The following is a 23,932-nucleotide window of genomic DNA, read 5'->3' as shown; positions in this document are numbered from 1 at the left end:
CGCGGGGTGGACTCGGGCCCGAGCAGGACTAAGGACGTTGCACATGAAACCGGATACCGCCCCGCAAGCGCTTCTCGAAGCGATCGATGCCGAACGAATGCTGCGAGAGGTCCAGGAATGGGCGGCGATCAACACCGGCACCGCCAATATCGAGGGGTTGGCGCGTATGGCGAGCGTGCTGGCGGATGCCTTCAGCGCGCTTCCGGGAGAGGTCGAACTGGTCGACCCGGCCACGGTCACCGCGATTTCCTCCGAAGGTCGCGAGTACGAAAAACCGCACGGCCAGCACTTGGTGCTGCGCGTGCGTCCCGATGCCGAGCGCCGATTCGTGCTGACCGGCCACATGGATACGGTCTTCCCCGTCGATCACCCGTTCCAGGAGACTGTCTGGCTCGACGAAGAGACCGTAAACGGCCCCGGCACCGCCGACATGAAGGGCGGGCTGAACGTGATCCTCCACGCGCTCAAGACCTTCGAGACGATCGAGGGTTCGGATCGCGTCGGCTACGACGTGATGATCAATTCGGACGAGGAAACCGGCAGCCTCGCCAGCCGGGGCCTGATCGAAGAGCTGGCGCGCGGAAAATATGCCGCGCTGACCTACGAACCAAGCGCCCTGCCCGACGGCACGCTCGCCCATGCGCGCGGCGGCACGGGTAATTACTCGATCACCTTTACCGGCAAGTCCGCCCATGCCGGGCGCAATCCGCATGACGGGCGCAACGCAATCGTCGCTGCCAGCGACCTCGTGTTGCGGATCAAGGCGCTCGAGACCGACGACATCACCGTCAATCCTGCGAAGATCGAAGGCGGCAGCGCGAACAATGTCGTGCCCGACCTTGCTATCCTGCGCTTCAACATTCGCCCCAAGTCGACCGATGCGATGGACCGCTTCGACGGCGAACTCGATACGATCCTCGCCGCGATCAAGGCGGAACACGAGGTTGATATCCACCGCCACGGGGGCGTCACGCGCCCGCCCAAGCCGGTCGATGCGAAGGCGCAGCGCCTGTTCGACCTCGTCAAGGCCTGCGGCGCCGAGCTGGGCCAGCAGATCGGCTGGAAATCCACCGGAGGCGTGTGCGACGGCAACAATATCGCTGCCACCGGCGTGCCCGTGGTCGACACGATGGGCGTGCGCGGCGGGGCCATCCATTCGCCCAACGAATTCATGATCGTACCTTCGCTCAGGGAACGCGCCGCGCTGTCCGCGCTGGTCCTCGCGAAGCTATCCACCGGAGACCATTTGTGACCTTTCGCCTGCGCGCCGCGCATATCAGCGATCTCGAACATCTTTACGAAATGGCCAAGCTCACCGGCGGCGGATTTACCAACCTGCCTGCCGACCGCGCCGCGCTGACCAAGAAGCTCGAGCGCGCCGAGGAAGCCTTCTCGCGTACCGACGACGAATTGGGCGATGACCAGTTCACCCTCGTGCTCGAGAATACCGAGAGCGGTCAGGTGCGCGGCACCTGCCAGCTGTTCAGCCAGGTCGGCCAGCAATGGCCCTTCTACAGCTACCGCCTGAACACGCTGACGCAGCACAGCCAGGAACTCGACCGCACGGTGCGCGCCGAGCTGCTCAGCCTTGTTACCGACCTCGAAGGCTCTTCGGAAGTCGGCGGGCTGTTTCTCCACCCGGGAGAGCGCGCGGGCGGGCTCGGCCTGCTGCTCGCCCGCAGCCGCTATCTCTTCGTAGCCATGCATCGCCACCGCTTTGCGGACCGCATCATTGCCGAATTGCGCGGAGTGATCGACGATCGCGGTGGTTCGCCTTTCTGGGACGGCGTTGCCGGCCGATTTTTCGGCATGACCTTCCAGGAAGCCGACTATTTCAATGCCATCAACGGCAACCAGTTCATCGCCGACCTGATGCCCAAACACCCCGTCTATGTCGCCATGCTCGACGACGAAGCCAAGAAGGTCATCGGCGTACCGCATCCCAGCGGCCGTGCAGCCATGCGCATGCTCGAAAACGAGGGCTTCGCGCATGAAGGGTATGTCGACATCTTCGACGGTGGCCCGACCATGACGGCGCGGACGGACAATGTGAAGAGCATCGCCAATTCGGTACCCGGCCGCGTCTCGGCAACCGATCTCGATATCGGCGAACGCGCGCTTATCGCCACCGGCACGCTCGGCACGTTTCGAAGCGCCTTCGGCATGCGCGAAATCTCCGAGGACGGGACGATCGCCATCGACGCGGCTTGCGCCAAAGTGCTCGAGGTAGACGAGGGCGACGAGGTATGGAGCGTGGCGAGATGAGCGGGCTGGCCGAGATCAATTTCGACGGAATCGTCGGGCCGAGCCACAATTATGCCGGCCTAAGCCTCGGCAATGTCGCCAGCGCGAGTCACAAGGGCGATACCTCTTATCCTCGCGCGGCAGCGCTGCAGGGCGTCGCGAAGATGCGCGGCAACATGCAGCGCGGGCTCGCGCAGGGCTTCCTGCTGCCGCTACGGCGCCCGAACAACGATTTGCTGCGCTCTCTTGCGGTCGACGAGTTTACCGATCGCGCCCTGCTGGCGGCGGCCTGGTCGGCCAGTTCGATGTGGACCGCCAATGCCGCCACGGTCAGTCCGGCGCCAGACACCGCCGACGGGCGCTGCCATCTGACACCCGCCAACCTCGTCACCATGCTTCACCGGGGGCAGGAATGGCGCGAAACGCAGGCGCAATTGAAGATCGCCTTCGGAGACGAACAGCACTTCGAAGTGCACGATGCGGTGCCGCCCAGCTTCGGCGACGAGGGCGCGGCCAATCACATGCGGTTTTGCGAGGGCCATGGCTCTCCGGGTGTCGAAGTGTTCGTCTACGGCCGGCCGGGAGGGCGCTTTCCGGCGCGCCAGCACGAACAGGCCAGTCGCGCGGTTGCCCGGTTGCATGGCCTCGACCCCGCCCGGTGCGTGTTCATCGAACAGAATCCGGCGGCGATCGAGGCGGGCGCGTTTCACAACGACGTCGTGGCAGTGGCGAACGAGACCGTGCTGTTCACCCATGAGCGCGCCTTTGCCGACCGCGAAGATGCCTATGAAGCGATCCTCGCCGTCTTCCCCAAGCTGCAAGTCGTCGAAGTCCCGGACAGCGCGGTCAGCCTCGGGGAGGCGATCAGGACCTATCTCTTCAACGCGCAACTGCTGACGTTGCCGAACGGTGAAATGGCGCTGGTCGTACCGAGCGAATGCCGGGAAAGTGCCAGCGTTTGGGAATGGTGCGAGCACATGCTCGCTTCGGATGGGCCGATCCGGCAAGTGATCCCGGTCGATGTGCGTCAGTCGATGGCCAATGGCGGCGGCCCCGCCTGTCTGCGACTGCGGGTGGTCGCCGATCCAGCCACAGTGGACCCGCGATTCCTCCTTGACGAAGCTAAGGCGGACCGAATCGAGGCTGTAATCGCCCAGATGTGGCCCGAGCGAATCGAGCCGCAGGATCTCGGCTCGGAAAATCTTGCGAAGACCGTGATCGAAGCGCGCGAAGCGCTGCTTTCCGTCTTGTCGCTGGACGAACTCGCCTGATCCGGGCTGCCCGAAGTTAACGCGCTGGACCGGTGTGTCGGGCGCTCTTACAGTGCATCGGAAATTAACCATCGGAGCGCCGGTAAATCCGTCGCTGGCACGGGTATTGCAGTCCGCAGGTTAACAAGGGAGACCGACCCCAACGTGCTGACCAGGATGAAACGGCTGTTCGTGATCAAGACGCGGGTCGAAGCGTATCTGATCATCTTCGCCCTCGCCCTGGGCGCGATGACGCGCGGCGCGCATTATACGGTCGAGTATCCCGGCGTGGGCGGATATCTGCTGTTCGGCGCGACGGGTGGTGCGGTATTTCTCGGCGGCGCCAAGATCCTCGACGCGCTGCGCTACGAACGCGAGGCGCGGCAGCGGGATGCGGGCGAAGTGCCCGTCGATCCTGCCCCCTAGTTCCTATGCACCCAGGAAACGTTGCGTCTGGCTGATCGAATTGACCAGCCCGTGCACCAGTACCAGCGGCCAGATGTTGCGCTTGCCGAACCAGATGTAGATCAACCCGAAGACCAGCCCGATGCCGCCGGTCACCAGGGCGCCATGCATTCCCTGATAGTAATAGTGGCGGTAGCCGAAAAATACGGCAGCCAGCAGCACCGCCACCAGTGTCGCGCCCCTTTCGCCGCCCAGGACCGTGCTCGCTTTCGTTATCACGAAAGCGCGAAACAGCAGTTCCTCGAAGAATGAGCCATGCGTCCAGACCAGTGCCATGATCAGCAGATAGCCGGGCAGGTTTCCCTTCACGAAGTCGAACCGCCCGCTCGCACCGACATCCTCGAAGAAAACGTCCGCAATGGCGCCGAAACCGGCGGCTGCGCCGACGAATGCGAGAAAGACCACGACACACAGGCCCAGCGTCCGCCACCAGCTATCGGGTTTGCGCAAGCCGAGATCGGCCCAGCTCAACCCGCGCCTGTAAAGCAGGAAAGTCGCTACGATCATCGCCGAGAAGGTCGAGACCGGCCCGGCGTAAACGATAGTAAACGGTAGCACGCTCTGCTTGACTGCCACGAGCGTACCGACAACCAGGGCCAGATCGCCCAGCGCAGATTGTCTCGATTGATTGGTTTCTGCGTCCATGCGCCCCCCTTTTTTACTCTCACATGGGACCTCGCAAGAAATGGCCGCGGCGCAAACTGGGGTCGACCAATGGCAAATCTCGCTCGCCGAAACCCGCTTAGGGGGCGATAGCGGCAGACGAGCGAATCGGCAGATCGCAAAACCGCACGATGGGCTGGCCCTTAGATCCGCCGCCATTCTCGGGAGGAGGACCGTAGCGCCTTCACAACGATGATTGCGCTCAAATGGAGTAAGGGGGGGATTCTGTTGCTAACTGCCCCGGACTCAGATGCAGGGGCGAGAACCCTCGCGCCATGGCGAACTCGGCTCTCTCAATCTAGCGAAGGTGGGGCGGTTCTGTTGCTAGGCCCGCCCCGGGCCCCCGGAATCCGCTTCTGTTGCCCGGTGGGTCCAACCGCGCTTTAGCTTTGTAAGATCAGGCCGTTAGGCCATCAGGTTACGCAGCGAGAGCGAGTGCTTCATTGTCATTGGCACTTGTGTGTTGTGAACAGTTTTACGGGGTACTCAGCCCGGGCGAAAACACTGTCTTTCAGCACACGTCGATCCTAGTTCGGCCCCGTCAAAAACCGCGCATATCCCGCGGGTTATGGTGGAGCCGCCGGGTACTGCCCCCGGGTCCGTTGTACCTATTACACAGCGCAATTTATCGCCATATCCGGTCGAAACCGGCAAAGCCCCATATAGCGATCCAAGGCTTAATGTGAAGTGAGCAAGGCGAGCATCGCCCGGGCGATGACGGCATCCACGCCGGGAGATTCCGCCGGGCAATATGTTTTTTAGGGCTCCTACGCATTTACCCCTCGGATGCCCCGATCCCATGGCATGGAAGCGCCTGTGGCATGGGATCGCGTTAATCTTGAATGGACGCGAAGGTGTGCTATCTAGGCAAGACACGTTTACCACATGAAGGATTTTCCATGAACCGCTTGGCTGCTTTTCGCACCACTATCGTTGCCGCTGCCGCGCTTGCGCTTTCGGCTTGCGGGATCAACTCGGTCCCCGCGGCAGAGGAAACGGCGAAGGCCAAGTGGGCCGATGTCGAAGCTGCCTTCCAGCAGCGCGCAAATCTCGTGCCCAATCTCGAACAGATCGTGATGAGTTCGGCCGAGCAGGAGCGCGAAACGCTCGAATCGGTGATCCAGGCGCGCGCTTCGGCCACGCGGCCCGAAATCCAACTCGATGGCGACGATCTCGGCGACCCCGAGAAGATGGCGCAGTACCAGGAAGCGCAAAACACCTTCGGTGGCGCCCTGTCGCGGCTGATGGCCAATGTCGAAGCCTATCCCGAATTGCGCAGCCAGGAAAACTTCGGCCGCTTCATGACCCAGATCGAAGGGCAGGAGAACCGGATCCGCGTTGCCATCCGCGACTACAACGAAGCGGTGCGCCAGTATAACACCACGATCCGCACCTTTCCCGACACGATCGGCGCCAACATCATACACGGCGCGGAACCCATGGTCCCCTACGAAGCCGTGACCGAGGGTGCGGAAGTGGCACCCACGCTCGACATGCGTTCGGATAGCGACGCCGCGAACTGAGCGGCGCACCGATGCGCATACTATCGCGTCTGATCTTTCCGCTGGCCGCGGTGCTGGGTCTTGCCCAGCCCGCCGCCGCGCAGGACTTCCCCGAGCGCGGCACCGCACCGGTCGTCGATGCGGCCAATATCATCGACGAGGCGACCGAGGCGGCACTGACCGAGAAACTCGATGCCTTCGAGGAGCGCAGCCAGCGGCAATTCGTCATAGCGACGATTCCCGACCTTCAGGGATACGAGATTTCCGACTACGGCTATCGCCTCGGCCGCGAATGGGCGCTGGGCGATGCCGAGAACGATGACGGCATCCTGCTCATCGTCGCACCCAATGAGCGCATGATGCGCATCGAGGTCGGCTATGGGCTGGAGGGGATCATCCCCGACGGGCTCGCCTTCGAATATGTCGAGGGAATGAAGCCCTACTTCCGCGATGGCGACTATTCCGCCGGAATCGCTTGGGGTGCGGATCAAATCATAACCCAGCTGGAACTGCCACCCGAAGAAGCCGCACGCATTGCACAGGAGCGCAGCGAAGCGCGGGAGAACGAGGGCGGCTTTCCTATCGGCGCGCTGATCTGGCTCGCCTTCATTTTCTTCTTTTTCGTCCTGCCGATGCTCGGCCGCGGGCGGCGGCGGCGCTATCGTCGCGGAGGCGTGGGCGGTGTAGTAGGCGACATCATTCTGTGGGAAGCCGGCAAGGCGATCGCCCGCGGCCTCACCGATGACGATTGGGGTGGCGGAGGCGGCGGCTTCGGTGGCGGAGGCGGCTTCGGCGGTTTCTCCGGCGGTGGCGGCAGTTTCGGGGGCGGTGGCGCCTCCGGGGGGTGGTAATGGCCTATCTTTCACAAGCCGATCACAAGATAGTCTCGGACGCGGTAGCCGAGGCTGAACTCACCACCAGCGGCGAGATCGTCACCGTGCTCGCCGACCACAGCGACGGCTATTCCGATGTCGTACTGGTGTGGGCGGCTGCGCTTGCCTTTTCGGCGATGAGTCTGTTCGCGATGCTGCCCCAGCCCTTCATGGATCTGTGGGATTCGCTGATCGGCGGATGGATGCATGAATGGACCACCGGCGAACTCGCCAGCATGACCATCGCCCTGGGGCTCGTCGCCTTCGCGCTGGGCTGGCTGCTGCTGAGCTGGGACCCGCTGCGCTTTGCCTTGACTCCTGGGCCGGTGAAGACCGCGCGCGTACATGCTCGCGCTATCAAGCACTTCAAGGTCGGCGCGGAACGCCGCACGCACGGCCGCACCGGGGTGCTGCTCTATCTTTCGATGCGCGAACACCGCGCCGAGATCGTCGCCGACCAGCCGATCGCCGAAAAGGTCCCTGCAGAGGTGTGGGGCGAGGCGATGGCGGACATGCTGGCGGAGATCAAGGAAGGCCGCATCGCCGAGGGGCTCGCCGCGGGCGTGCGCGACGTCGGCAAGGTCCTGTCCGAACATTTCCCGCGCGCAGAGGACGACCAGAACGAGTTGCCCGACAGGCTGATCGAGGTCTAGACGCCGCGTCCATGAGTGAACCCATCGCCCAGCCGGGGCGCGATCCGGATGCCGACCTGCCCGAAGACGTCATGTGGCAGGGCAAGTTCGTTACCGCGAAAAAGCGGGGACGGTGGGAATATGCATCCCGGTCCCGGGGTATCCGCGCCGCCGCGATCGTCGCGATCGACGATCAGGACCACGTCATCCTTGTCAGCCAGTACCGCGTCCCTTTGGGCCGTATCTGCCTCGAAATTCCTGCCGGCCTGATCGGCGACGATGATGGACAAAGCGACGAAAGCGCGGAGGTTGCCGCCGGTCGCGAGCTGGAAGAAGAAACCGGCTACCGTGCTGCACGGTTCGAAAACCTCGGCAGTTTCTTCTCCTCGCCCGGCATGGTCAGCGAAAGCTTTACGCTGCTTCGCGCGCATGGCCTGACCAAAATCGGCGAAGGCGGCGGAACCGAAAGTGAAGACATCGTTGTGCATCGTATTCCCCGGTCCGGGCTTGCGGAATTTGTTGCCCGCTGGCGCGCCATGGGTCACGGGGTGGATGTACGGATCGCCATGCTGCTCGCATCGGTCGATCTGCTGGAGGGAGAGAGAAAATGACGGGACGTTGCGAAGGCAAGCTGGCACTGGTTACGGGCGCGGCGCAGGGGCTTGGGCGCGCCCATGCGACGCGGTTGGCCGAAGAGGGCGCGCGGGTGCTGTGTACCGACATCAACGGCGAAGGCGCGGCGGAAACCGCCAGCCTGATCAACGAGGCGCTGGGCGATGGCACTGCCTTTTCGATCGCGCATGACGTCACCGACCCGCACGCCTGGGAAGCCGCGGTCGATGCCGCGCGCGAACAGCTCGGTGGTCTCAACGTTCTGGTCAACAATGCCGGGATCGGCGTCGCGGGCAATATCGAGACCTGCGATTTCGACGACTGGAAGCGCTGTTTCGCGATCAATGTGGATTCGATTTTCCACGGCTGCCAGAAGGCGCTGCCGCTGATGCGCGAACACGCGCCTGGATCGATCGTCAACATCTCGAGCATCGCCGGGCTGATCGCCAGCGACACCATGCCCGCCTATAATGCCAGCAAGGCGTCGGTATGGATGCTGTCGAAGTCGATCGCGCTGCACTGCGCCAAGAACAACATGCAGATCCGCTGCAATTCGGTGCACCCGACCTTCGTCGATACGCCGATTCTCGACGGGACGGCCAAGCATCACAATCTCGACAAAGGCGTGCTCATGGACAAGCTGGCGCGGCAGATCCCGCTCAAATTTGTCGGCGAGCCGAACGATATCGCCAATGCCGTGGTCTATCTGGCGAGCGACGAAAGCCGCTTCATGACCGGTGCCGAGCTTAAGCTCGATGGCGGCATCTCGGCGATGTAGAATCAAGAGAGGGGCCGATCAGGCCCCTCCCGGTTCTCTCTTCGATTTGTGGGCACGACCGCCCCATGAAAACCGGGTCGGTCTGGCGAGTGGCCGTGCTCAGTCGGCAATCAGCGCGATTGCCAGATAGATCAGGATGAAGCTGCCGAAACCGAGCAGCGTTCCTGCGACGAAGCCCAGGCGGACCCAGGTGGCGTCGATGCCGAAGTAGCGGGCGATGCCGGAGCAGACACCCAGCAACTTGCCGTCGGTGCGGTCGAGCGCGAAGCGCTTGGTGGGACGGACGGCGTGGTCGTTTTCGCGGAATTTGAGATCGTTCATGCTACCAGTCCATTCGGCGAGGCGGGGATGATGGCCGTGGCGAAGAAGGCCGCCGATATGGCCAGCGAGAAGGCAGCTGCGAAGAGCTTGCTGCCGTTTTCCGAGTTGAACATAATTCCTTTCCTTTTGATTTGATGGGGTGGGTTAGACGGCCGATCAGGCGATGAGGCCGGCGGGGCTTGCGGGGACGATGGCTGTGGCCATGAACATTGCCGAGACGCTGAGAGCGAAGACGGCGGCGAGTGCACGGTTGCTGGCATTTTCGAAGACGGACATTTGGTAACTCCTTGAACCTTGGCTTGTTTTCCCCGGACCATCCGGGTTGCCCCATACTTTGCAACGGGCGTGCCAAACTCGAAAAACCGCAGAAATCAGCCATTCTCCTATGAACACCTACGCCGGGACCCGTTCAGCAATCCGAAAGGTTGGTAAAATTTCCCAAATATTGGAAAATGGCCTTTCAAGTAGCGATGGCTGCGTGCGCCCGCTATCGCCCGTCAATCATATGGCGCTCGACCGCATCTCCCTGACCGACTTCCGCAACCACGCCGCGACCGAGATGGGCGAGACCGCGCAGTTCAACCTGCTGGTGGGCGAAAACGGCGCGGGAAAGACCAACGTGCTCGAGGCGCTTTCGCTGCTCGCACCCGGACGCGGGCTGCGCCGGGCGGCGCTCGCCGACATGGTCCGCAGCGGGAGCAAGACGGGTTTCGGGATTGGGGCGAGCCTGGCGCAGCACAACGACGAATCCGTGCGCCTGGCAACTTATTCCGAAGGCGCCAATCCCGGTCGCCGCCGTGTGCGCATTAATGGGGCGGAGAGCAGCGCTACCAGTCTTGGCGAATGGCTGGCGGTGACCTGGCTCACCCCGGCGATGGACGGGCTGTTTACCGGACCCGCAGGCGACCGGCGGCGTTATATGGATCGCCTTGCCCTCGCGCTCGATCCGGGACATGCGAGCCACGCCGCACGCTACGAAGCGGCCTTGCGCGAACGCAACCGCCTGCTTTCCGACATGCGCGAACCCGAAAGCGCCTGGCTCGAAGCGATCGAGGCGCAGATGGTCCAGCATGGCTCGGCGTTGATGCAGGGCCGTGCACGTTTGGTCGAGACGCTGGCGGTGCGGCTTGCGGAAATGCCAGCCGATCCTTTCGCCCGTCCCGCCCTCACCTACAACCCGGGCGCGCCCGGCCATGCCGACGGGCTCAGTCAGGCGCTTTACGACAATCGCAAGCGCGACCGGGCCGCACAGCGGACGCTGTCGGGTCCGCATCGCGACGAGCTCGAGGTAGTTCATGCCGCCAAGCGCGTGCCCGCGGCGCAAAGCTCGACCGGCGAGCAGAAGGCGATGCTGGTGGCGATGACGCTCGCACATGCAGGCCTCGCCGCGCAGGGGCGCGCAGGATTGCTACTGCTCGACGAAGTGGCCGCGCATCTCGATCCCGTGCGCCGCGCCGCCTTGTTCTACCAATTGCGCGGGAACGGATCGCAGGTGTGGATGACGGGTACCGAGCCCGCTCCCTTCAGCACGATAGCGGGTGAAGCCGCCGTCTGGCGTGTAAGCGCCGGAGCCGTGGAGCGCGCCTAACCGGCCGGCGGCAGCGCCGCTTCGACATCGTCCACCGTATCCTCGACCAGCTCGGTGATACCTTCGGCGGTCGGGTGGATGCGATCGTCGAGGAACAGGCTCTGGTCCTCGTAGATACTCTCGAGCCAGAACGGCACCAGTGCCGCGTCGTATTCCTGCGCCAGTTCGCCATAAAGGGCGTCGAACTGCCGCTGATACTCCTCGCCGTAATTGGGCGGAGAGCGCATGCCCATAAGCAACACCGGGATCTCGCGATCGCGCAATTCCTCGAGCATCGCTTCGAAATTGGCGCGGGTCTGATCGGGCTGGATCCCGCGCAACATATCGTTGCCGCCCAGCTCGAGAATGACGAGGTCGGGCTTCGCCGCCTGTGCATCGAGCGTGAATGCGAGGCGCTGGCGCCCCGCAGCGCTCGTGTCGCCCGAAACGCCGGCATCGATCACCCTCGCGTTGATGCCCCGCGCCCGCATGGCGTCCTCGAGCTGCTCGGGGTACCCCTGCTGCTCCTCCAGACCGTATCCGGCAAACAGACTGTCGCCGAATGCGAGGATGCGACGCTCCGGCCCCTCGACTGCGATCTCGGTAATGGTGGCTACTTCGGCCCCGTCGATCTCGGTAGCCGGTGCCTCGGCGACATCCCCTGAATTGCCGCAGGCAGCCAGCGAGAAAGCGATTACCATTATCGACAAATGCCGTAGCAGCATCGGCGAGTTTCCTTGTGCAAATTCGGGCCTCATGCCATCGCAGGCTCGTGACAAACTCTCAAGCCGCGATTTCCGCCCGCAACCTCACCCTCACCCTCGGCACCGCAGAAGCGCCGGTCGATATCCTGCGCGGGATCGATCTCGATATCGCACTCGGCTCGACCGTGGCGCTGCTCGGTCCATCCGGATCCGGCAAGAGTTCGCTGATGGCGGTGCTTTCCGGCCTCGAACGCGCGAGCGGAGGCAGCCTGCTGGTTGCAAACGAGGATTTCGCCGCGATGGATGAAGACGCGCTGGCCCATGCGCGGCGCGGACGCATCGGGATTGTGCTGCAGGCGTTTCACCTGCTGCCGACCATGACCGCACTCGAAAACGTCGCCACGCCGATGGAGCTGGCGGGCGAAACCGACGCGCAGGCACGCGCCAGGGCGGAGCTCGAGGCTGTCGGCCTCGGCCACCGGCTCGACCACTACCCGCAGCAGCTTTCGGGCGGCGAGCAGCAGCGCGTGGCCATCGCGCGAGCGATCGCCCCGCGCCCGGACCTGATCTTCGCCGACGAGCCTACCGGCAACCTCGATGCCGGCACCGGTCACGAGATCGTCGAACTGCTTTTCGCCCGACGTGCGGAAACCGGCGCCACGCTGCTGGTCATCACGCATGACCCCGAACTGGCCGAGCATTGCGAGCGCGTGCTCCAGCTCGCCGATGGCCGTATCGTCAGCGATACCCTGTCGGCCAAGGACGCCGCATGAGCTGGGCGACCGCCTGGCGTATCGCACGGCGCGACCTGAACGCGCGCTTCCGGGGACTTCGGCTCCTGCTCGTGTGCCTGTTTCTCGGTACCGGCGCGCTTGCCGCGATCGGGTCGCTGACCGCCGCCATCGAACGCGAGATTGAGGCCAATGGGCGCGAATATCTCGGCGGAGACCTCCAGGTCGAATTGTGGCAGCGCGGCCTCAACGAAGAGGAACGCGCGGCGCTCGACGAATTGGGCGACGTGTCCGCCGGTATCCGCATGCAGGCAATGGCGCGCTACGGCGACCAGGCCGCGCCGATCGAACTGAAGGCGGTCGACGCGGCCTACCCGCTTTATGGGGAATTGACGCTCGAAGACGGGCGCTCGGTCGGCTCGCCACGGCAGGACGAGGCCTGGCTGTCGCCCGGCGCGGCAGACCGGCTGGGTGTGACGCCTGGCGACAGGATCACCATCGGGAGCGCAACGCTTGCCGTAGGCGGGATAGTCGCGAACGAGCCCGATCGGCTAAGCGAAGGCTTTCAGCTCGGCCCCACCATCATCGTCGCGGAGGATCTTCCTGTGCGCGCCGGGCTAATCGCGCCGGGATCGATGTACCAGACCAAGACCCGGGTCCGCTTTTCGGACAATCGCGACATCCGCGAAACCCGCAACGCGCTCGAGGAACAGTTTCCCGCGCAAGGCTTCGATATCGATACCGCCGAACGCGCGGCGCCGGGCACCGATCGCTTCGTCGATCGCATGGGTGAATTCCTCACGCTGGTCGGGCTTGCCGCGCTGGTGATTGCCGGAATCGGCATCGGCGGGGGCGTGACGTCCTATCTCGACGCCCGGCGTCAGGGCATCGCCACGCTGAAGATCCTGGGAGCATCGAGCGGCGATATCGCCCGCATCTATGCGCTGCAGATCGTCGCCGCCTCGCTCGTCGGCAGCCTTGCGGGGATCGCGGTCGGAGTCGCCCTCGTCCCCTTGCTTGCGACTGCGTTGCAAGGTCTGCTTCCCGTATCGAGTGGCCTGGTGCTCGATCCCGGCGCGATCCTGCTGGCGCTGGCTTACGGCATGCTGGTCGCGCTGGTCTTTGCGGCCCCGCCCCTGCTGCGTGCGCGGCATTTCCCCGCGATGGCCTTGATGCGCGCCCGCGTCGCCCCGCTGGCCCGCGACCCGCAGGCGCTTATTCTCGTGGGCGGCGGCCTGGCGGCAATCGTCGCACTGGCGCTGCTTACTGCCGAGAATCCCTTGCTGTCCGGAGGATTCCTGGCCGGAGCCGCGGGGGTTCTTGCCCTCCTCGCGCTGCTCGGCCTCGGCATCCGCAAGCTGGCGGGCGCGCTGCCCCGTCCGCAAAGCCCGGTGGCCCGCAACGCGCTTGCCAATCTTCACCGGCCAGGCTCATCGACAGGTGCGCTGGTAACCGCGCTCGGCTTCGGCCTCGCTGCCTTCGTGCTACTGGCAGCCGTGCAGAGCGCTATCGACGGCAATATCGCCAAGCGCGTACCCGACCGCGCACCGGACTATTTCGTACTCGACATTCCGCGCGACCAGGTGACCGAATTCGAGACACTGGTGCGCCAGGCCGATCCCGATGCCGACTGGCGCACGGTGCCTGCATTGCGCGGTTCCGTCCTCGCCTTCGGACCCGAGGGCGACATGACCCGCACGCTCGATCTCGAGGAAATCCCCGACGGCGCCTGGGCGCTGCGCGGCGAGCGCGGGCTGACCTATTCCGACACGCTTCCCGAAGGCAACGAACTGACCGAAGGCGATTGGTGGGGGCCGTTCTACGAGGGCGAACCGCTGGTGTCGGTGGACGAGGAATTTGCCGATGCTGCCGGGCTCGAAGTGGGGGACATGCTCACCTTCGGCGTTCTCGGGGTCGAACGCACCGCAAGGATCGCAAATCTGCGCCGGATCGACTGGGAGAGCCTGGGCTTCAATTATGTCTTCGTACTCAGCCCCAATGCGATTCAGGATGCACCGCACAACCTCGCGGCCACGGTCGAACTCACCCGCGGAACGCCCACCGGGCCGTTGCTCCAGTCGCTCGTCGCGGCACTGCCTTCGACCTCGGTAATCGAGGTCGGCGGCGTGCTCGAACAGGCGCGAACGATCCTCGAACAGGTCGGCCTCGCAACGCTCGCAGCGGCAAGCGTTGCGGTGCTGGCGGGTCTCGCGGTGCTGCTGGGGGCGATCGCGGCGGCGCGCGCGGCGCGGACTTACGATACCGTCGTCCTGCGCGTGCTCGGGGCGGACCGGCGACAGGTCCTGGTCATGCAGCTGATCGAGTATGTCGTCCTTGCCGGGGCGCTCGCCCTGGTCGCGCTCGGCATCGGGAGCGTCGCCGCCTGGCTGGTCGTCACCCAGCTTTTCGAATTCGACTGGCTGCCCGACTGGGGCGTGATCCTTGCGGTTCTGGGACTTGGGATCGCGATCGTCCTGGCCTTCGCACTGGGCGCCTCGCTGCCGCTGCTGCGGGCCAAGCCCGCGCAAGCGCTGCGGGCGCTCTAGCCGCCGAGCACGATCCGGTAACGCAAGCGGGGGAGCCTCCTACCGGGGATCGACGCCGAAGCCACGTGCCCGCTATCGACGGCGCCCATCCTGCGATAGAATTCGGCGGCTTGCGGATCCGCGGCAATTGTCAGGATTTGTCCGCCGCGAGTACCGACGGCTTCCACCGCCCAGGCGAATAGCTGCCTGCCGATGCCGCTACCGATGGCCGGCGGATCGACGAAGAGCTTCTCCAGTTCCCAGCTTTCGCCCACTTCGGTGACTTGCGCGACACCCACAAGCGCACCGTTCTCTCGCAGGCCGACAGCCAATCCGCCCTCCAGATCCGCTGCCCGAAGGGTCAGTTCGTCCCGGCAGGCGGTCATGAATGCCGCATCGTAGCCCCAATGCGCCTTGGAGCGCAGGCACAGGGCGCTGGCTTCTTCCAGCTCCTGCTCGGTCAAAGGTCGAATTCCGCCGGCCATGCCGCGTTCTTCGCGCTTTCAGTCGCTATGGGCAAAAGAAAAGGGGACCCGAAAGCCCCCTTCCCCATTTCGAATTGTCTTATCCGATCAGAAGCGGAAGCGCGCCGCCACGCCGTAGGTCCGCGGCTGGTTCGGGTAGCCGGAAATCGCCTGGCCCTGCGCCACCGCCGGGAAGACCGTGGTGAGGAAGCGATCGTCAAGCAGGTTGCGACCCCAAACGGTCAGTTCCAGCCCCATGTCGAACGCGTAGGTCAGCGAAGCGTTGAGGCTGTTGACCTCGCGCTTGAATGCGGCCGCAGCGGCGCGTGCCGGACCGAAATCGCGCGCGCCCGTTGCCGGGTCGACCACGATGAAGTTGGTCAGCCCGTCCACCACCTGTACCGGCGAGGCATAGGAGAAATCGCCGCGCAGGATGATGCGGTCGCCATTGGAATTGACTTCCTTGTCGTACTGCGCACCGAACACGGCCGACAGTTCGGGCACACCGGCCACCGGCTCACCCGAAAGGTCGCCGACCGGCGAAGCGACGAAGCTGTCGTACTTCGCATCGAGATAGGTCATCGCGACGCTCAGCGTCAGCTCGTCGCTGGCATAGAACTGGCCGTCGAACTCGACGCCGAAGGTTTCCTGCTTGCCCGCGTTCGACAGGATGAAGGAGGTCCCGGTGAAGGTGTTCGCCTGGAAATCCTCGATCGACTGCTGGAAGAAGGTCAGGTTCGCGGCAGCGCGATCCCAATTGCCCTTGATGCCGACTTCGTAAACTTCCGAATTTTCGGCATTGGCGAAGCGGGTACCGGGGCGCAGGTTGGTGACCGCCAGCCCGGCTGCCTGAAGCGCGGCAAAGTCGGCCGGGAGCGGACGGCTGTCGCGCGACAGGTTGAAGCTCGGCGCCTTGTAGCCCGTGGCCCAGCTCGCATAGACGTTGAGCGTCGGCGAGATTTCATAGGCGAGGCGGACGTTCCAGCTCCAGTCGTCGTCATTGGTGGAGCAGTCTTCCACCGCGTTCGGGCAGTTCTGCAACGGCGGCAGGAACTGGAACGGGGTCAGCGCCAGCAGCGGGTTAACCGCGGGATTTGTGTCGTTCGCATCGGCGAAGGCCTGTGCCGGACCGGCGATCAGCTGGTTGAAGGCGGGAAGGCCGATATTGCCGATCAGCGCCTGGATTTCGGCAGCCGTTGCCGGGCGACCGAGGTTGAGCGCCTGGCCGGCGCCGACCGCGATACCCTGCTGGGTAATCGCCGTATTGCCCGAAGCCACCAGATCGATGTTCGAGAACACATCGGTGCTGACCGAATTGGTCACGATCTGCTTCTTGTCCTTGGTGTAGTTCGCACCAAGCGTGAGAACGAGCCGGTCGGTAATCTCGAAATCGACATTGCCGAAGAACGAATAGGCCTCGTTATCCTGCACGATGTTGTTGAAGAAGCCCTGGCCGGCAGCGAAGAACTGGCCGGTGTAGTTCTGGCCGTTGAGCGCCGAAAGCGTCGCTTCGAGCGTGTTGACATTCTGCGTTCCGCCGGTGGCGCCCTGCAGCAGCAGGTCGGCAAAGGGACGGAAACCGGGTCCGTAGACGATGTCGTCCGAGGTATCGACGCGCTCGTCGAAATAGTAGCCGCCGATCAGGAAGTTCAGCGGGCCGTCGAAATCGGACGCGATGCGCAGTTCCTGGGTGAAGGTGTCGATATCGGCGTCGCCGATATTCGCACCGGTGACCGCCGGAAGGCTGGTGAAGTCGACGTCCTGGTCGGCCATCAGGCTGGTGTTGCGATAGGCGGTGATGGACGTCAGCGTCAGCGCGCCGAACTCGTAATCGATCTGGCCCGAGATACCGTAGTTCTCGACCTCGTTGAGCGGATCGACATCGGTGAAGACCACATCGCCATCGGGATTGTTGCGGAAGTCGTTGACCTGTCCGCCGAGGAGCTGGATTGCGCCCAGTTCCGCCGAGGGTGCGACGTTTACGACGCCGCAGCAACGCTCTTCGATACGGTCGTAATCGGCAATCACACGGACGCGCAGCGGGCCGCCGTTGTCGAACAGCATCTGGCCGCGGGTGAACCAACGGTCGCGGTCGTTGATGTCCTGACCATTGACGCCATTGGTAAGGAAGCCGTCGCGCTTGTTGATGCCGGCGCCCAAGCTGAAGGCCAGTGAATCGCTGACCGGACCGGTCACGTAGCCCTTGGCCACGATGGCATCGAAATTGCCGTAACTTGCCTCGACCATGCCGCCGAAGTCGAACTCGGGTTCCTTGGTAACGATCGAGATCACGCCCGCGCTGGCGTTCTTGCCGAACAGGGTCGACTGGGGCCCGCGCAGCACTTCGACGCGCTGGATGTCGGGGAGGTCGGAAATCTGCGAAACGGCACGGCTGCGATAGACGCCGTCGACGAACATGGCGACCGAGGGTTCGAGGCCGATATTGTTGCCGTCGGTGCCGAAGCCGCGGATCGAGTAGCTGGTCGCGAACGAGCTCTGGTTCTGGCTCACGCGCAGCGAGGGCACCACGGTAGCTAGGTCGGCGACGTCGCGGATCTGCGCGCGTTCGATGGTTTCGGCGCTGGTCACGCTGACCGCGACCGGGGTTTCCTGCAGCGTCTGCTCCCGCTTCGTCGCGGTCACGACGATGACATTGCTCGTGGCGGGCGCTTCGACGTCGGTGTCGTCCGCCTCGGTTGCGGCATCCTGTGCCTGGGCAGCGGCGGGCAGCGCGAGCGCGGCGGTGCCGGCAAGCAGGGCGGTACGAACGGTCGCAGTGCGGCCGAAAGTAATGAATTTCATGAAAGGTCCTCTTCTCTCAAGACGTCTTTTGGTCTGCTGCGCAGTCCCCAAAATCACGCAAGCCCCGGCGAGTTACCAGACTCGCATGGCCTCTCAAGTATTTAGCCGACCAGCGTAGAAGCTCATCCGACGACTGTGCCTTTCGCGTTACACCGCAGCGCCTTGCCGCAGTGCAGCATCTGGGCTAGGGGCGCGCCCGAAACGCGAAGCGCGCCTGCGCGTTGACGCTACGACACCCTGATAGAAAGCAAACACCCATGTCCCGCGACCTGCGCAACGTGGCGATTATCGCCCACGTCGACCACGGCAAGACCACCCTCGTCGACCAGCTCTTCCGCCAATCGGGCACCTTCCGCGAAAACCAGCGCGTCGAGGAACGCGCGATGGATTCGAACGATCTGGAAAAGGAACGCGGGATCACGATCCTCGCCAAGTGCACCAGCGTCGAGTGGAACGGAACGCGCATCAATATCGTCGACACGCCGGGCCACGCCGACTTCGGCGCGGAGGTCGAGCGTATCTTGAGCATGGTCGATGGCGTCATCCTGCTGGTCGACAGCGCCGAAGGCCCGATGCCGCAGACCAAGTTCGTCACCGGCAAGGCGCTGGGTCTCGGCCTGCGCCCGATCGTGGTGGTGAACAAGATCGACCGGTCCGATGCCCGCCCGCAGGCGGTGCTGGACGAAGTGTTCGACCTGTTCGCCTCGCTCGATGCCAATGACGACCAGCTCGACTTTCCCTCGCTCTGGGCCTCGGGCCGCGATGGCTATGCGAGTGAAGACGAACACGCCCGCGAGGGTAATCTCGAACCCTTGTTCAAGCTGATAGTCGATCACGTGCCCGCGCCCGGCCTCGACACCGAAGCGCCGTTCAGCTTCCTCGCCACGCTGCTCGACCGCGACAATTTCATGGGCCGCGTGCTCACTGGCCGCGTCCAGTCGGGCAAGATCGACGTCAACGACCCGATCCACGCGCTCGACGCGGACGGCAACGTCATCGAAGTCGGCCGCGCGACCAAGCTGCTGTCCTTCGACGGCCTCGACCGCGTACCGGTCGACAGCGCGCAGGCGGGCGACATCATCGCGCTCGCCGGTCTCGAAAAGGCGACCGTCTCGAACACCATCGCCGATCCGGCGGTGAAGGAGCCGATCGAAGCGCAGCCGATCGATCCGCCGACGCTTGCCATGCAGTTCTCGGTCAACGACAGCCCGCTTGCCGGGCGCGAGGGCAGCAAGGTCACCAGCCGCATGATCCGCGATCGTCTCTATCGCGAAGCGGAAACCAATGTCGCCATCCGCATCACCGAAAGCGCCGACAAGGACAGCTTCGAGGTCGCCGGCCGCGGCGAACTCCAGCTTGGCGTGCTGATCGAGACGATGCGTCGCGAGGGCTTCGAACTCGGCATCAGCCGCCCGCGTGTATTGTTCCGCGAGGAAAACGGCCAACGCATGGAGCCGTTCGAGACGGTGGTGATCGACGTCGACGACGAGCACTCAGGCACGGTCGTCGAGAAGATGCAGCGTCGCAAGGCCGAGTTGACCGAGATGCGCCCCTCGGGCCAGGGCAAGACCCGCATCACCTTCTCCGCCCCCTCGCGCGGCCTGATCGGCTACCACGGCGAATTCCTGTCCGACACGCGCGGCACGGGCATCATGAACCGTCTGTTCGAGAAGTACGACACCTATCGCGGCCCCATCGAAGGCCGTCAGAACGGCGTGCTCATCTCGATGGTCCCGGGCGAAGCCGTGGGCTACGCGCTCAACGCGCTGGAAGATCGGGGCGAGCTGTTCATCCGCCCGCAGGCGAAGATCTACGAGGGCATGATTATCGGCGAGAACGCCAAGCCCGACGATCTCGAAGTCAACCCGATGAAGTCGAAGCAGCTGACGAACTTCCGTTCGACCGGCAAGGACGACGCCATCCGCCTGACCCCGCCGCGCGTGATGACGCTGGAGCAGGCGATCGCCTATATCGACGACGACGAAATGGTCGAGGTAACACCCGAAAGCATCCGCCTGCGCAAGGCGATCCTCGACCCGCACGAGCGCAAGCGCGCGAAACGCAAGTTGGAAGCGTCCTAACCCGCTGATTCGACGCGCGGCTTCCGTTTCGCTACATCTCCTTCCATCGAGGGCTCGTGCCGGGAGGAGATTTCGTGACGCCGCACTTGGCGAGTTTTCTGTCGACGTTGTTCGAAGCGCGCGCTGGCGAGTCCAAACTCACCTTCGAGGAGGTGCTGGATGCATATGCCGCCTTCGTTAATGCATCCGGCATCGAGTACTATAACTTCGGTTTGGTCGAGCTTGGCGGCGCCGAAGAGAGCGCGCCCGACCTTTTTGCATCCAACATGCCGGAATACTGGCTGGAAGAATATAACGCAGCCGGCCTGGCCGCCGACGATTATGTCGCACGGCAAGTGGAAGCGCTGAGCGAGACGCGATCCTATTCGAGCTTCGGTTTCGGCGACTGGCTCGTACCGCAGCTGGAGGGGCAAGATCTCGTGTCCGCACCCGTTCTTCGAGGGTGCGCCGATGCGGGGCTGAAGGACGCAGTCGGACTGGTCGGTCGGACCGCCGTGCGCGGACGCGAGGGCACCGTGCAATATTTCGGGCTGGGACTGGGCGGTGACCACGGCAGCCGCGCCCATGCGCAGGACATGTCCTGCGACTTGCTCGTGGCTACATTCGCGCTGATCGAGCACCTCCATCCGCGCCTCGCCATGCATGCCGACAGGTGTTTTTCGAGCCTCTCGCCGAGAGAAAAGGACGTATTGGGCGCGCTTTCCCAAGGATTGCGGCGGGATCGGATTGCCGAACGGTTGTCTATCGCTTTACCGACAGTCGATCATCACTGCGCCAATATCCGGCGCAAGCTCGATGCCCCCACCCTCGCTGCGGCTGTAGCGATGGGCTACCGTTACGGGTTCTTGTAGTATTCTTGTAGTAACAGCGGGCGATGCGAAGCGTTCAGCATCAGCGATGATGGGAATACATCGTATGACGCGATAGCTGTTTGCGGGGCGTCGTGAGGAATCGGCGCAAACCGTCTAGTACCGAAAGCATGAAATGCGACAGGATCGTCGCGCAGATCAGCGCAAGCAAAACGGGTATCGCAATCGGAAACAGGATGATCGCCGCGACCCGCACAAGCCGCGGCCACGAATAGGGGCGAATGAGGTGAGCAAACCATTTGCGGGTCAGGTCGATTGTCACAGGACCTCCTTCGGTGGCTTCAAAGCGCGCCTCGCCTGGGCTGGTGCCTGTCACCCTCCGCGAGCCTTGGACCAAAGTCGCCGACGACACGAGCCGCGGGGAGTGACAGGGCTTTTGCCGGCCCAAGTCAGCCTCTTCAATCTAGCGGTTCGCATTTCGGTGTGAACCTATGAGAAGTAATCATTGTCGGGCCTCGCGCAGAAGCGCGCTCGCGCTCAACCTGCGGCGTTTCAGGTCGCGACGAGGTGAATCTCTCCCAGGACCAGGACCGCATACAGGGCCACGCCCCCGAGAAACGGCAGAAAGTAACTCTTGCGCTCCTCGGGCAGTTCTTCCTTCAGCACCAACAACACGATCCCTCCCGCAACGAAAGCGAACAGCCAGGCGATGACGATTTCGGGCAGGTTCACCAACAAGCCCAGCGCCCATCCGCCCAGCGTGGCCACCGCGAGTATCCAGCGGCCTCGCCGATCGTAGAGTTCGGGATGGTCGGAGCGCGTACCGAAGTCAGCCGTGACGAAATGGAGCATCATCGCCGCGAAATAGAGGACAAGCCCGGCCGTCCCGGAATCCTCACGGTGGTTGAGCAAATAGGCGATCATCAGCATGAGCAAACCGCTGGCCCCGATATGAACCCAGAAGATGCCACGATGCGGCCTGTCCCTGCCCTCGTTTGTCATTCGCTCGTCGCGCGAAACTGCAAGCGCGCGCTCCAACCCGTAGAAGAGGACGAGTCCGGCCAGCGACAAGGTGTAGACCCAGCTTTCCGCAACCATCGCAGCGAGCCGTGTCTCCCGGCCGAATGTCGTCGCATGCGCGCCCAGTTCGGGTAGGATGTGCAGGAACACATATCCGACTGCTACGCCGCCCGCGAAACTCAGCCATTTGCTGCGCGGCGTTCGCTCGAGAAAGCGCAGTTTTCCGACGAACAGATGCACGGTGCAAAAGGCGAGCGCCATCAGGCCGGTAATGAGCGTCATCGGCATAATCGAGCCCTATAAGACGCGCGAGCGATTGGCCATGTCTCACGCTCGAAGACCCGTTATCGGAGCAATTCCCCGAGGCCGGTGGTCAGCGCAGCATCAGTCTGTTAGGTGGCGCGCCCATGCAGACCGGCACATATATTTCACTCGCCTTATATTTTATTCTCATGATCGCGATCGGCCTGTGGGCCTGGAAGCGGTCGACCGATACCAGTGAAGGTTACCTCCTCGCCGGACGCAACCTGCCACCGGCAGTCGCGGCCCTGAGTGCCGGCGCTTCGGACATGAGCGGCTGGCTTCTGCTCGGCCTGCCCGGCGCGCTTTACGCCAGCGGGCTGGTCGAGGCATGGATCGGCATCGGTCTTTTCGTCGGCGCACTGGCCAACTGGTTCGTGGTTGCGCCGCGTCTGCGCGCGCAGACCGAAAGCTACGGCAATTCGCTGACCATTCCCGAGTTTCTCGCCAACCGCTTTCCCGACAAGGCGGTTGCGCTGCGCGTTATCTCAGCGCTGATCGTGGTGGTATTCTTCGCGGTCTATACCGCGGCAGGCCTGGTCGGCGGCGGTAAGCTGTTCGAAACCAGTTTCGCCAGCGCATTCGGCGATGTCGGCATGAGCGATTACATGCTCGGCATCTGGATCACCGCGCTGGTCGTGCTGGCCTATACGATGGTCGGCGGTTTTCTCGCCGTCAGCCTGACCGATTTCGTGCAGGGCCTGATCATGGTCGTAGCACTGATCGTCATGCCGCTGGTCGTCATGTTCGGCGAGGGCGGCAGCGGGGGCGGATCACTCACGCAAGTGCCGGTCGGCGGCTTTCTGAGCCTCACCGCCGGCCTCACCCTGCTCGGTTTCATCAGTGCAGTGACGTGGGGCCTCGGCTATTTCGGCCAGCCGCATATCATCGTGCGTTTCATGGCCATCGACACGGTCGAGAAGGTGCGCCCGGCGCGCAATATCGGCATGACCTGGATGGGCGTGGCGCTGCTCGGCTCGATCGGTATCGGCATCGCGGGGCGCGCCTTCGTGGAACGCAACGGTCTGGTGGTGGACGATCCGGAAACGATCTTCATCGTGCTCGCCAACCTGCTGTTCCATCCGTTGATCACCGGCTTCCTGCTGGCGGCGCTGCTGGCGGCAATCATGTCGACGATCAGTTCGCAGCTGCTGGTTGCTTCCAGCTCGCTGACCGAGGATTTCTACAAGCTGTTCTTCCGCCGCAATGCGTCGGAGCGCGAGAGCGTGAACGTTGGGCGCATCTGCGTGGCGCTGGTCGCCTTCGCGGCGATCGTCATCGCCAGCGATCCCGACAGCCAGGTGCTCGGCCTCGTGGCAAACGCGTGGGCCGGTTTCGGCGCAGCCTTCGGGCCGCTGATCATCCTTTCGCTGACCTGGGACCGTATGACCGGCGCAGGCGCGGTTGCGGGCCTGGTCACCGGGGCCGGCGTGGTGATGGCATGGATCGCGCTGGGCTGGAATTCCGCCCTACCCGGCATGGACCAGGGGCTCTACGAGATCGTCCCGGGCTTCATCGCGGCATGGCTTGCCATCTGGCTGGTCAGCAAGGCGACGGCAGGCTCCGCAGAGCGCCCCTTGCCAGCCTGAC

The 23,932-nt window shown here is 63.8% G+C and carries 24 protein-coding genes and 1 other RNA gene; 15 read left to right on the top strand and 10 right to left on the bottom strand.

Annotated features, from left to right (window positions below; all coding sequences use genetic code 11):
• The first annotated feature begins 43 nt into the window (after window positions 1–43).
• The 4 genes from ASS64_RS11755 (at window position 44) to ASS64_RS11740 (ending at window position 3,920) form a co-directional block, all read left to right on the top strand.
• Complete coding sequence (locus ASS64_RS11755) at window positions 44–1,252, top strand: hydrolase (protein ID WP_067694546.1); 1,209 nt, start codon at window positions 44–46, stop codon at window positions 1,250–1,252.
• Window positions 1,249–2,265, top strand: a complete 1,017-nt coding sequence (locus ASS64_RS11750) for an arginine N-succinyltransferase (RefSeq protein WP_067694544.1) — start codon at window positions 1,249–1,251, stop codon at window positions 2,263–2,265. The genes ASS64_RS11755 and ASS64_RS11750 overlap by 4 nt, the downstream gene beginning before the upstream one ends.
• On the top strand, window positions 2,247–3,515 hold the full coding sequence (locus ASS64_RS11745) for an N-succinylarginine dihydrolase (protein ID WP_083508332.1): 1,269 nt from the start codon (window positions 2,247–2,249) through the stop codon (window positions 3,513–3,515). The genes ASS64_RS11750 and ASS64_RS11745 overlap by 19 nt, the downstream gene beginning before the upstream one ends.
• Window positions 3,516–3,659: 144 nt before the next feature.
• Window positions 3,660–3,920, top strand: a complete 261-nt coding sequence (locus ASS64_RS11740; protein ID WP_067694540.1) for a hypothetical protein — start codon at window positions 3,660–3,662, stop codon at window positions 3,918–3,920.
• 3 nt (window positions 3,921–3,923) lie between these two features.
• Here ASS64_RS11740 and ASS64_RS11735 read toward each other — a convergent pair whose 3' ends face one another.
• Window positions 3,924–4,604 carry a CPBP family intramembrane glutamic endopeptidase gene (locus ASS64_RS11735; RefSeq protein WP_067694537.1) on the bottom strand — a complete coding sequence of 227 codons (681 nt, stop codon included), beginning with the start codon at window positions 4,602–4,604 and terminating at the stop codon, window positions 3,924–3,926.
• A 362-nt stretch (window positions 4,605–4,966) separates the two neighbouring features.
• Window positions 4,967–5,313: a transfer-messenger RNA gene (gene ssrA / locus ASS64_RS11730) on the bottom strand.
• Between the two features lie 208 nt (window positions 5,314–5,521).
• Here ssrA and ASS64_RS11725 point away from each other — a divergent pair.
• The 5 genes from ASS64_RS11725 to ASS64_RS11705 are packed head-to-tail and all read left to right on the top strand — an operon-like array spanning window position 5,522 to window position 9,018.
• The gene (locus ASS64_RS11725) at window positions 5,522–6,145 is read left to right on the top strand and encodes a LemA family protein (RefSeq protein ID WP_067694534.1); all 624 of its coding nucleotides are present in this window, start codon (window positions 5,522–5,524) and stop codon (window positions 6,143–6,145) included.
• Window positions 6,146–6,156: 11 nt separating this feature from the next.
• The gene (locus ASS64_RS11720; RefSeq protein WP_067694531.1) at window positions 6,157–6,975 is read left to right on the top strand and encodes a YgcG family protein; all 819 of its coding nucleotides are present in this window, start codon (window positions 6,157–6,159) and stop codon (window positions 6,973–6,975) included.
• Window positions 6,975–7,649 (top strand): TPM domain-containing protein, encoded by a 675-nt coding sequence (locus ASS64_RS11715; RefSeq protein WP_067694528.1) that lies wholly within the window; start codon window positions 6,975–6,977, stop codon window positions 7,647–7,649. Before ASS64_RS11720 ends, ASS64_RS11715 begins: the two co-directional genes overlap by 1 nt.
• 11 nt (window positions 7,650–7,660) lie before the next feature.
• Window positions 7,661–8,239, top strand: coding sequence for an NUDIX hydrolase (locus ASS64_RS11710; protein WP_067694525.1), 579 nt, complete (start codon window positions 7,661–7,663; stop codon window positions 8,237–8,239).
• Complete coding sequence (locus tag ASS64_RS11705; protein WP_067694521.1) at window positions 8,236–9,018, top strand: SDR family oxidoreductase; 783 nt, start codon at window positions 8,236–8,238, stop codon at window positions 9,016–9,018. Before ASS64_RS11710 ends, ASS64_RS11705 begins: the two co-directional genes overlap by 4 nt.
• 99 nt (window positions 9,019–9,117) lie before the next feature.
• Here the strand turns inward: ASS64_RS11705 and ASS64_RS11700 are convergent, their stop codons facing one another.
• The 3 genes from ASS64_RS11700 to ASS64_RS16430 are packed head-to-tail and all read right to left on the bottom strand — an operon-like array spanning window position 9,118 to window position 9,615.
• Window positions 9,118–9,339 (bottom strand): PspC domain-containing protein, encoded by a 222-nt coding sequence (locus tag ASS64_RS11700; protein ID WP_067694518.1) that lies wholly within the window; start codon window positions 9,337–9,339, stop codon window positions 9,118–9,120.
• Window positions 9,336–9,452 (bottom strand): recombination protein F, encoded by a 117-nt coding sequence (locus ASS64_RS16845; RefSeq protein ID WP_198147703.1) that lies wholly within the window; start codon window positions 9,450–9,452, stop codon window positions 9,336–9,338. Before ASS64_RS16845 ends, ASS64_RS11700 begins: the two co-directional genes overlap by 4 nt.
• 43 nt (window positions 9,453–9,495) lie before the next feature.
• The gene (locus ASS64_RS16430; RefSeq protein ID WP_083508330.1) at window positions 9,496–9,615 is read right to left on the bottom strand and encodes a recombination protein F; all 120 of its coding nucleotides are present in this window, start codon (window positions 9,613–9,615) and stop codon (window positions 9,496–9,498) included.
• Window positions 9,616–9,844: 229 nt separating this feature from the next.
• On the opposite strand from ASS64_RS16430, the gene recF reads away from it, so the two are divergent.
• The gene (recF, locus tag ASS64_RS11695; RefSeq protein ID WP_067694515.1) at window positions 9,845–10,927 is read left to right on the top strand and encodes a DNA replication/repair protein RecF; all 1,083 of its coding nucleotides are present in this window, start codon (window positions 9,845–9,847) and stop codon (window positions 10,925–10,927) included.
• On the opposite strand, the gene ASS64_RS11690 is transcribed toward recF, so the two are convergent.
• Complete coding sequence (locus tag ASS64_RS11690; protein ID WP_067695227.1) at window positions 10,924–11,631, bottom strand: arylesterase; 708 nt, start codon at window positions 11,629–11,631, stop codon at window positions 10,924–10,926. The genes recF and ASS64_RS11690 overlap by 4 nt on opposite strands.
• Before the next feature lie 47 nt (window positions 11,632–11,678).
• On the opposite strand from ASS64_RS11690, the gene ASS64_RS11685 reads away from it, so the two are divergent.
• On the top strand, window positions 11,679–12,383 hold the full coding sequence (locus ASS64_RS11685; protein WP_067694512.1) for an ABC transporter ATP-binding protein: 705 nt from the start codon (window positions 11,679–11,681) through the stop codon (window positions 12,381–12,383).
• The gene (locus ASS64_RS11680) at window positions 12,380–14,887 is read left to right on the top strand and encodes an ABC transporter permease (RefSeq protein WP_067694509.1); all 2,508 of its coding nucleotides are present in this window, start codon (window positions 12,380–12,382) and stop codon (window positions 14,885–14,887) included. Before ASS64_RS11685 ends, ASS64_RS11680 begins: the two co-directional genes overlap by 4 nt.
• Here ASS64_RS11680 and ASS64_RS11675 read toward each other — a convergent pair.
• Both ASS64_RS11675 and ASS64_RS11670 read right to left on the bottom strand, forming a co-directional pair.
• A complete protein-coding gene (locus ASS64_RS11675; RefSeq protein ID WP_067694506.1) occupies window positions 14,884–15,351 on the bottom strand; it encodes a GNAT family N-acetyltransferase in 468 nt (155 codons plus the stop codon). The genes ASS64_RS11680 and ASS64_RS11675 overlap by 4 nt on opposite strands.
• Before the next feature lie 87 nt (window positions 15,352–15,438).
• Window positions 15,439–18,132 carry a TonB-dependent receptor gene (locus ASS64_RS11670; RefSeq protein ID WP_067694503.1) on the bottom strand — a complete coding sequence of 898 codons (2,694 nt, stop codon included), beginning with the start codon at window positions 18,130–18,132 and terminating at the stop codon, window positions 15,439–15,441.
• Between the two features lie 257 nt (window positions 18,133–18,389).
• On the opposite strand from ASS64_RS11670, the gene typA reads away from it, so the two are divergent.
• Both typA and ASS64_RS11660 read left to right on the top strand, forming a co-directional pair.
• The gene (typA, locus tag ASS64_RS11665; protein WP_067694500.1) at window positions 18,390–20,213 is read left to right on the top strand and encodes a translational GTPase TypA; all 1,824 of its coding nucleotides are present in this window, start codon (window positions 18,390–18,392) and stop codon (window positions 20,211–20,213) included.
• A 74-nt stretch (window positions 20,214–20,287) separates the two neighbouring features.
• The gene (locus tag ASS64_RS11660; protein ID WP_198147702.1) at window positions 20,288–21,064 is read left to right on the top strand and encodes a LuxR family transcriptional regulator; all 777 of its coding nucleotides are present in this window, start codon (window positions 20,288–20,290) and stop codon (window positions 21,062–21,064) included.
• A gap of 40 nt (window positions 21,065–21,104) precedes the next feature.
• Here the strand turns inward: ASS64_RS11660 and ASS64_RS11655 are convergent, their stop codons facing one another.
• Both ASS64_RS11655 and ASS64_RS11650 read right to left on the bottom strand, forming a co-directional pair.
• Window positions 21,105–21,344 (bottom strand): hypothetical protein, encoded by a 240-nt coding sequence (locus tag ASS64_RS11655; protein ID WP_067694494.1) that lies wholly within the window; start codon window positions 21,342–21,344, stop codon window positions 21,105–21,107.
• Window positions 21,345–21,574: 230 nt separating this feature from the next.
• On the bottom strand, window positions 21,575–22,330 hold the full coding sequence (locus ASS64_RS11650; protein ID WP_067694491.1) for a hypothetical protein: 756 nt from the start codon (window positions 22,328–22,330) through the stop codon (window positions 21,575–21,577).
• A 119-nt stretch (window positions 22,331–22,449) separates the two neighbouring features.
• On the opposite strand from ASS64_RS11650, the gene putP reads away from it, so the two are divergent.
• A complete protein-coding gene (gene putP, locus ASS64_RS11645; protein ID WP_067694488.1) occupies window positions 22,450–23,931 on the top strand; it encodes a sodium/proline symporter PutP in 1,482 nt (493 codons plus the stop codon).
• Window position 23,932: the final 1 nt, after the last annotated feature.

The organism is Erythrobacter sp. AP23 (genome assembly GCF_001542855.1).
Lineage (GTDB): Bacteria > Pseudomonadota > Alphaproteobacteria > Sphingomonadales > Sphingomonadaceae > Qipengyuania.
The sequence above is the reverse complement of the archived record's forward strand: the minus strand, read 5'-3'. Positions and strand labels throughout refer to the sequence as shown.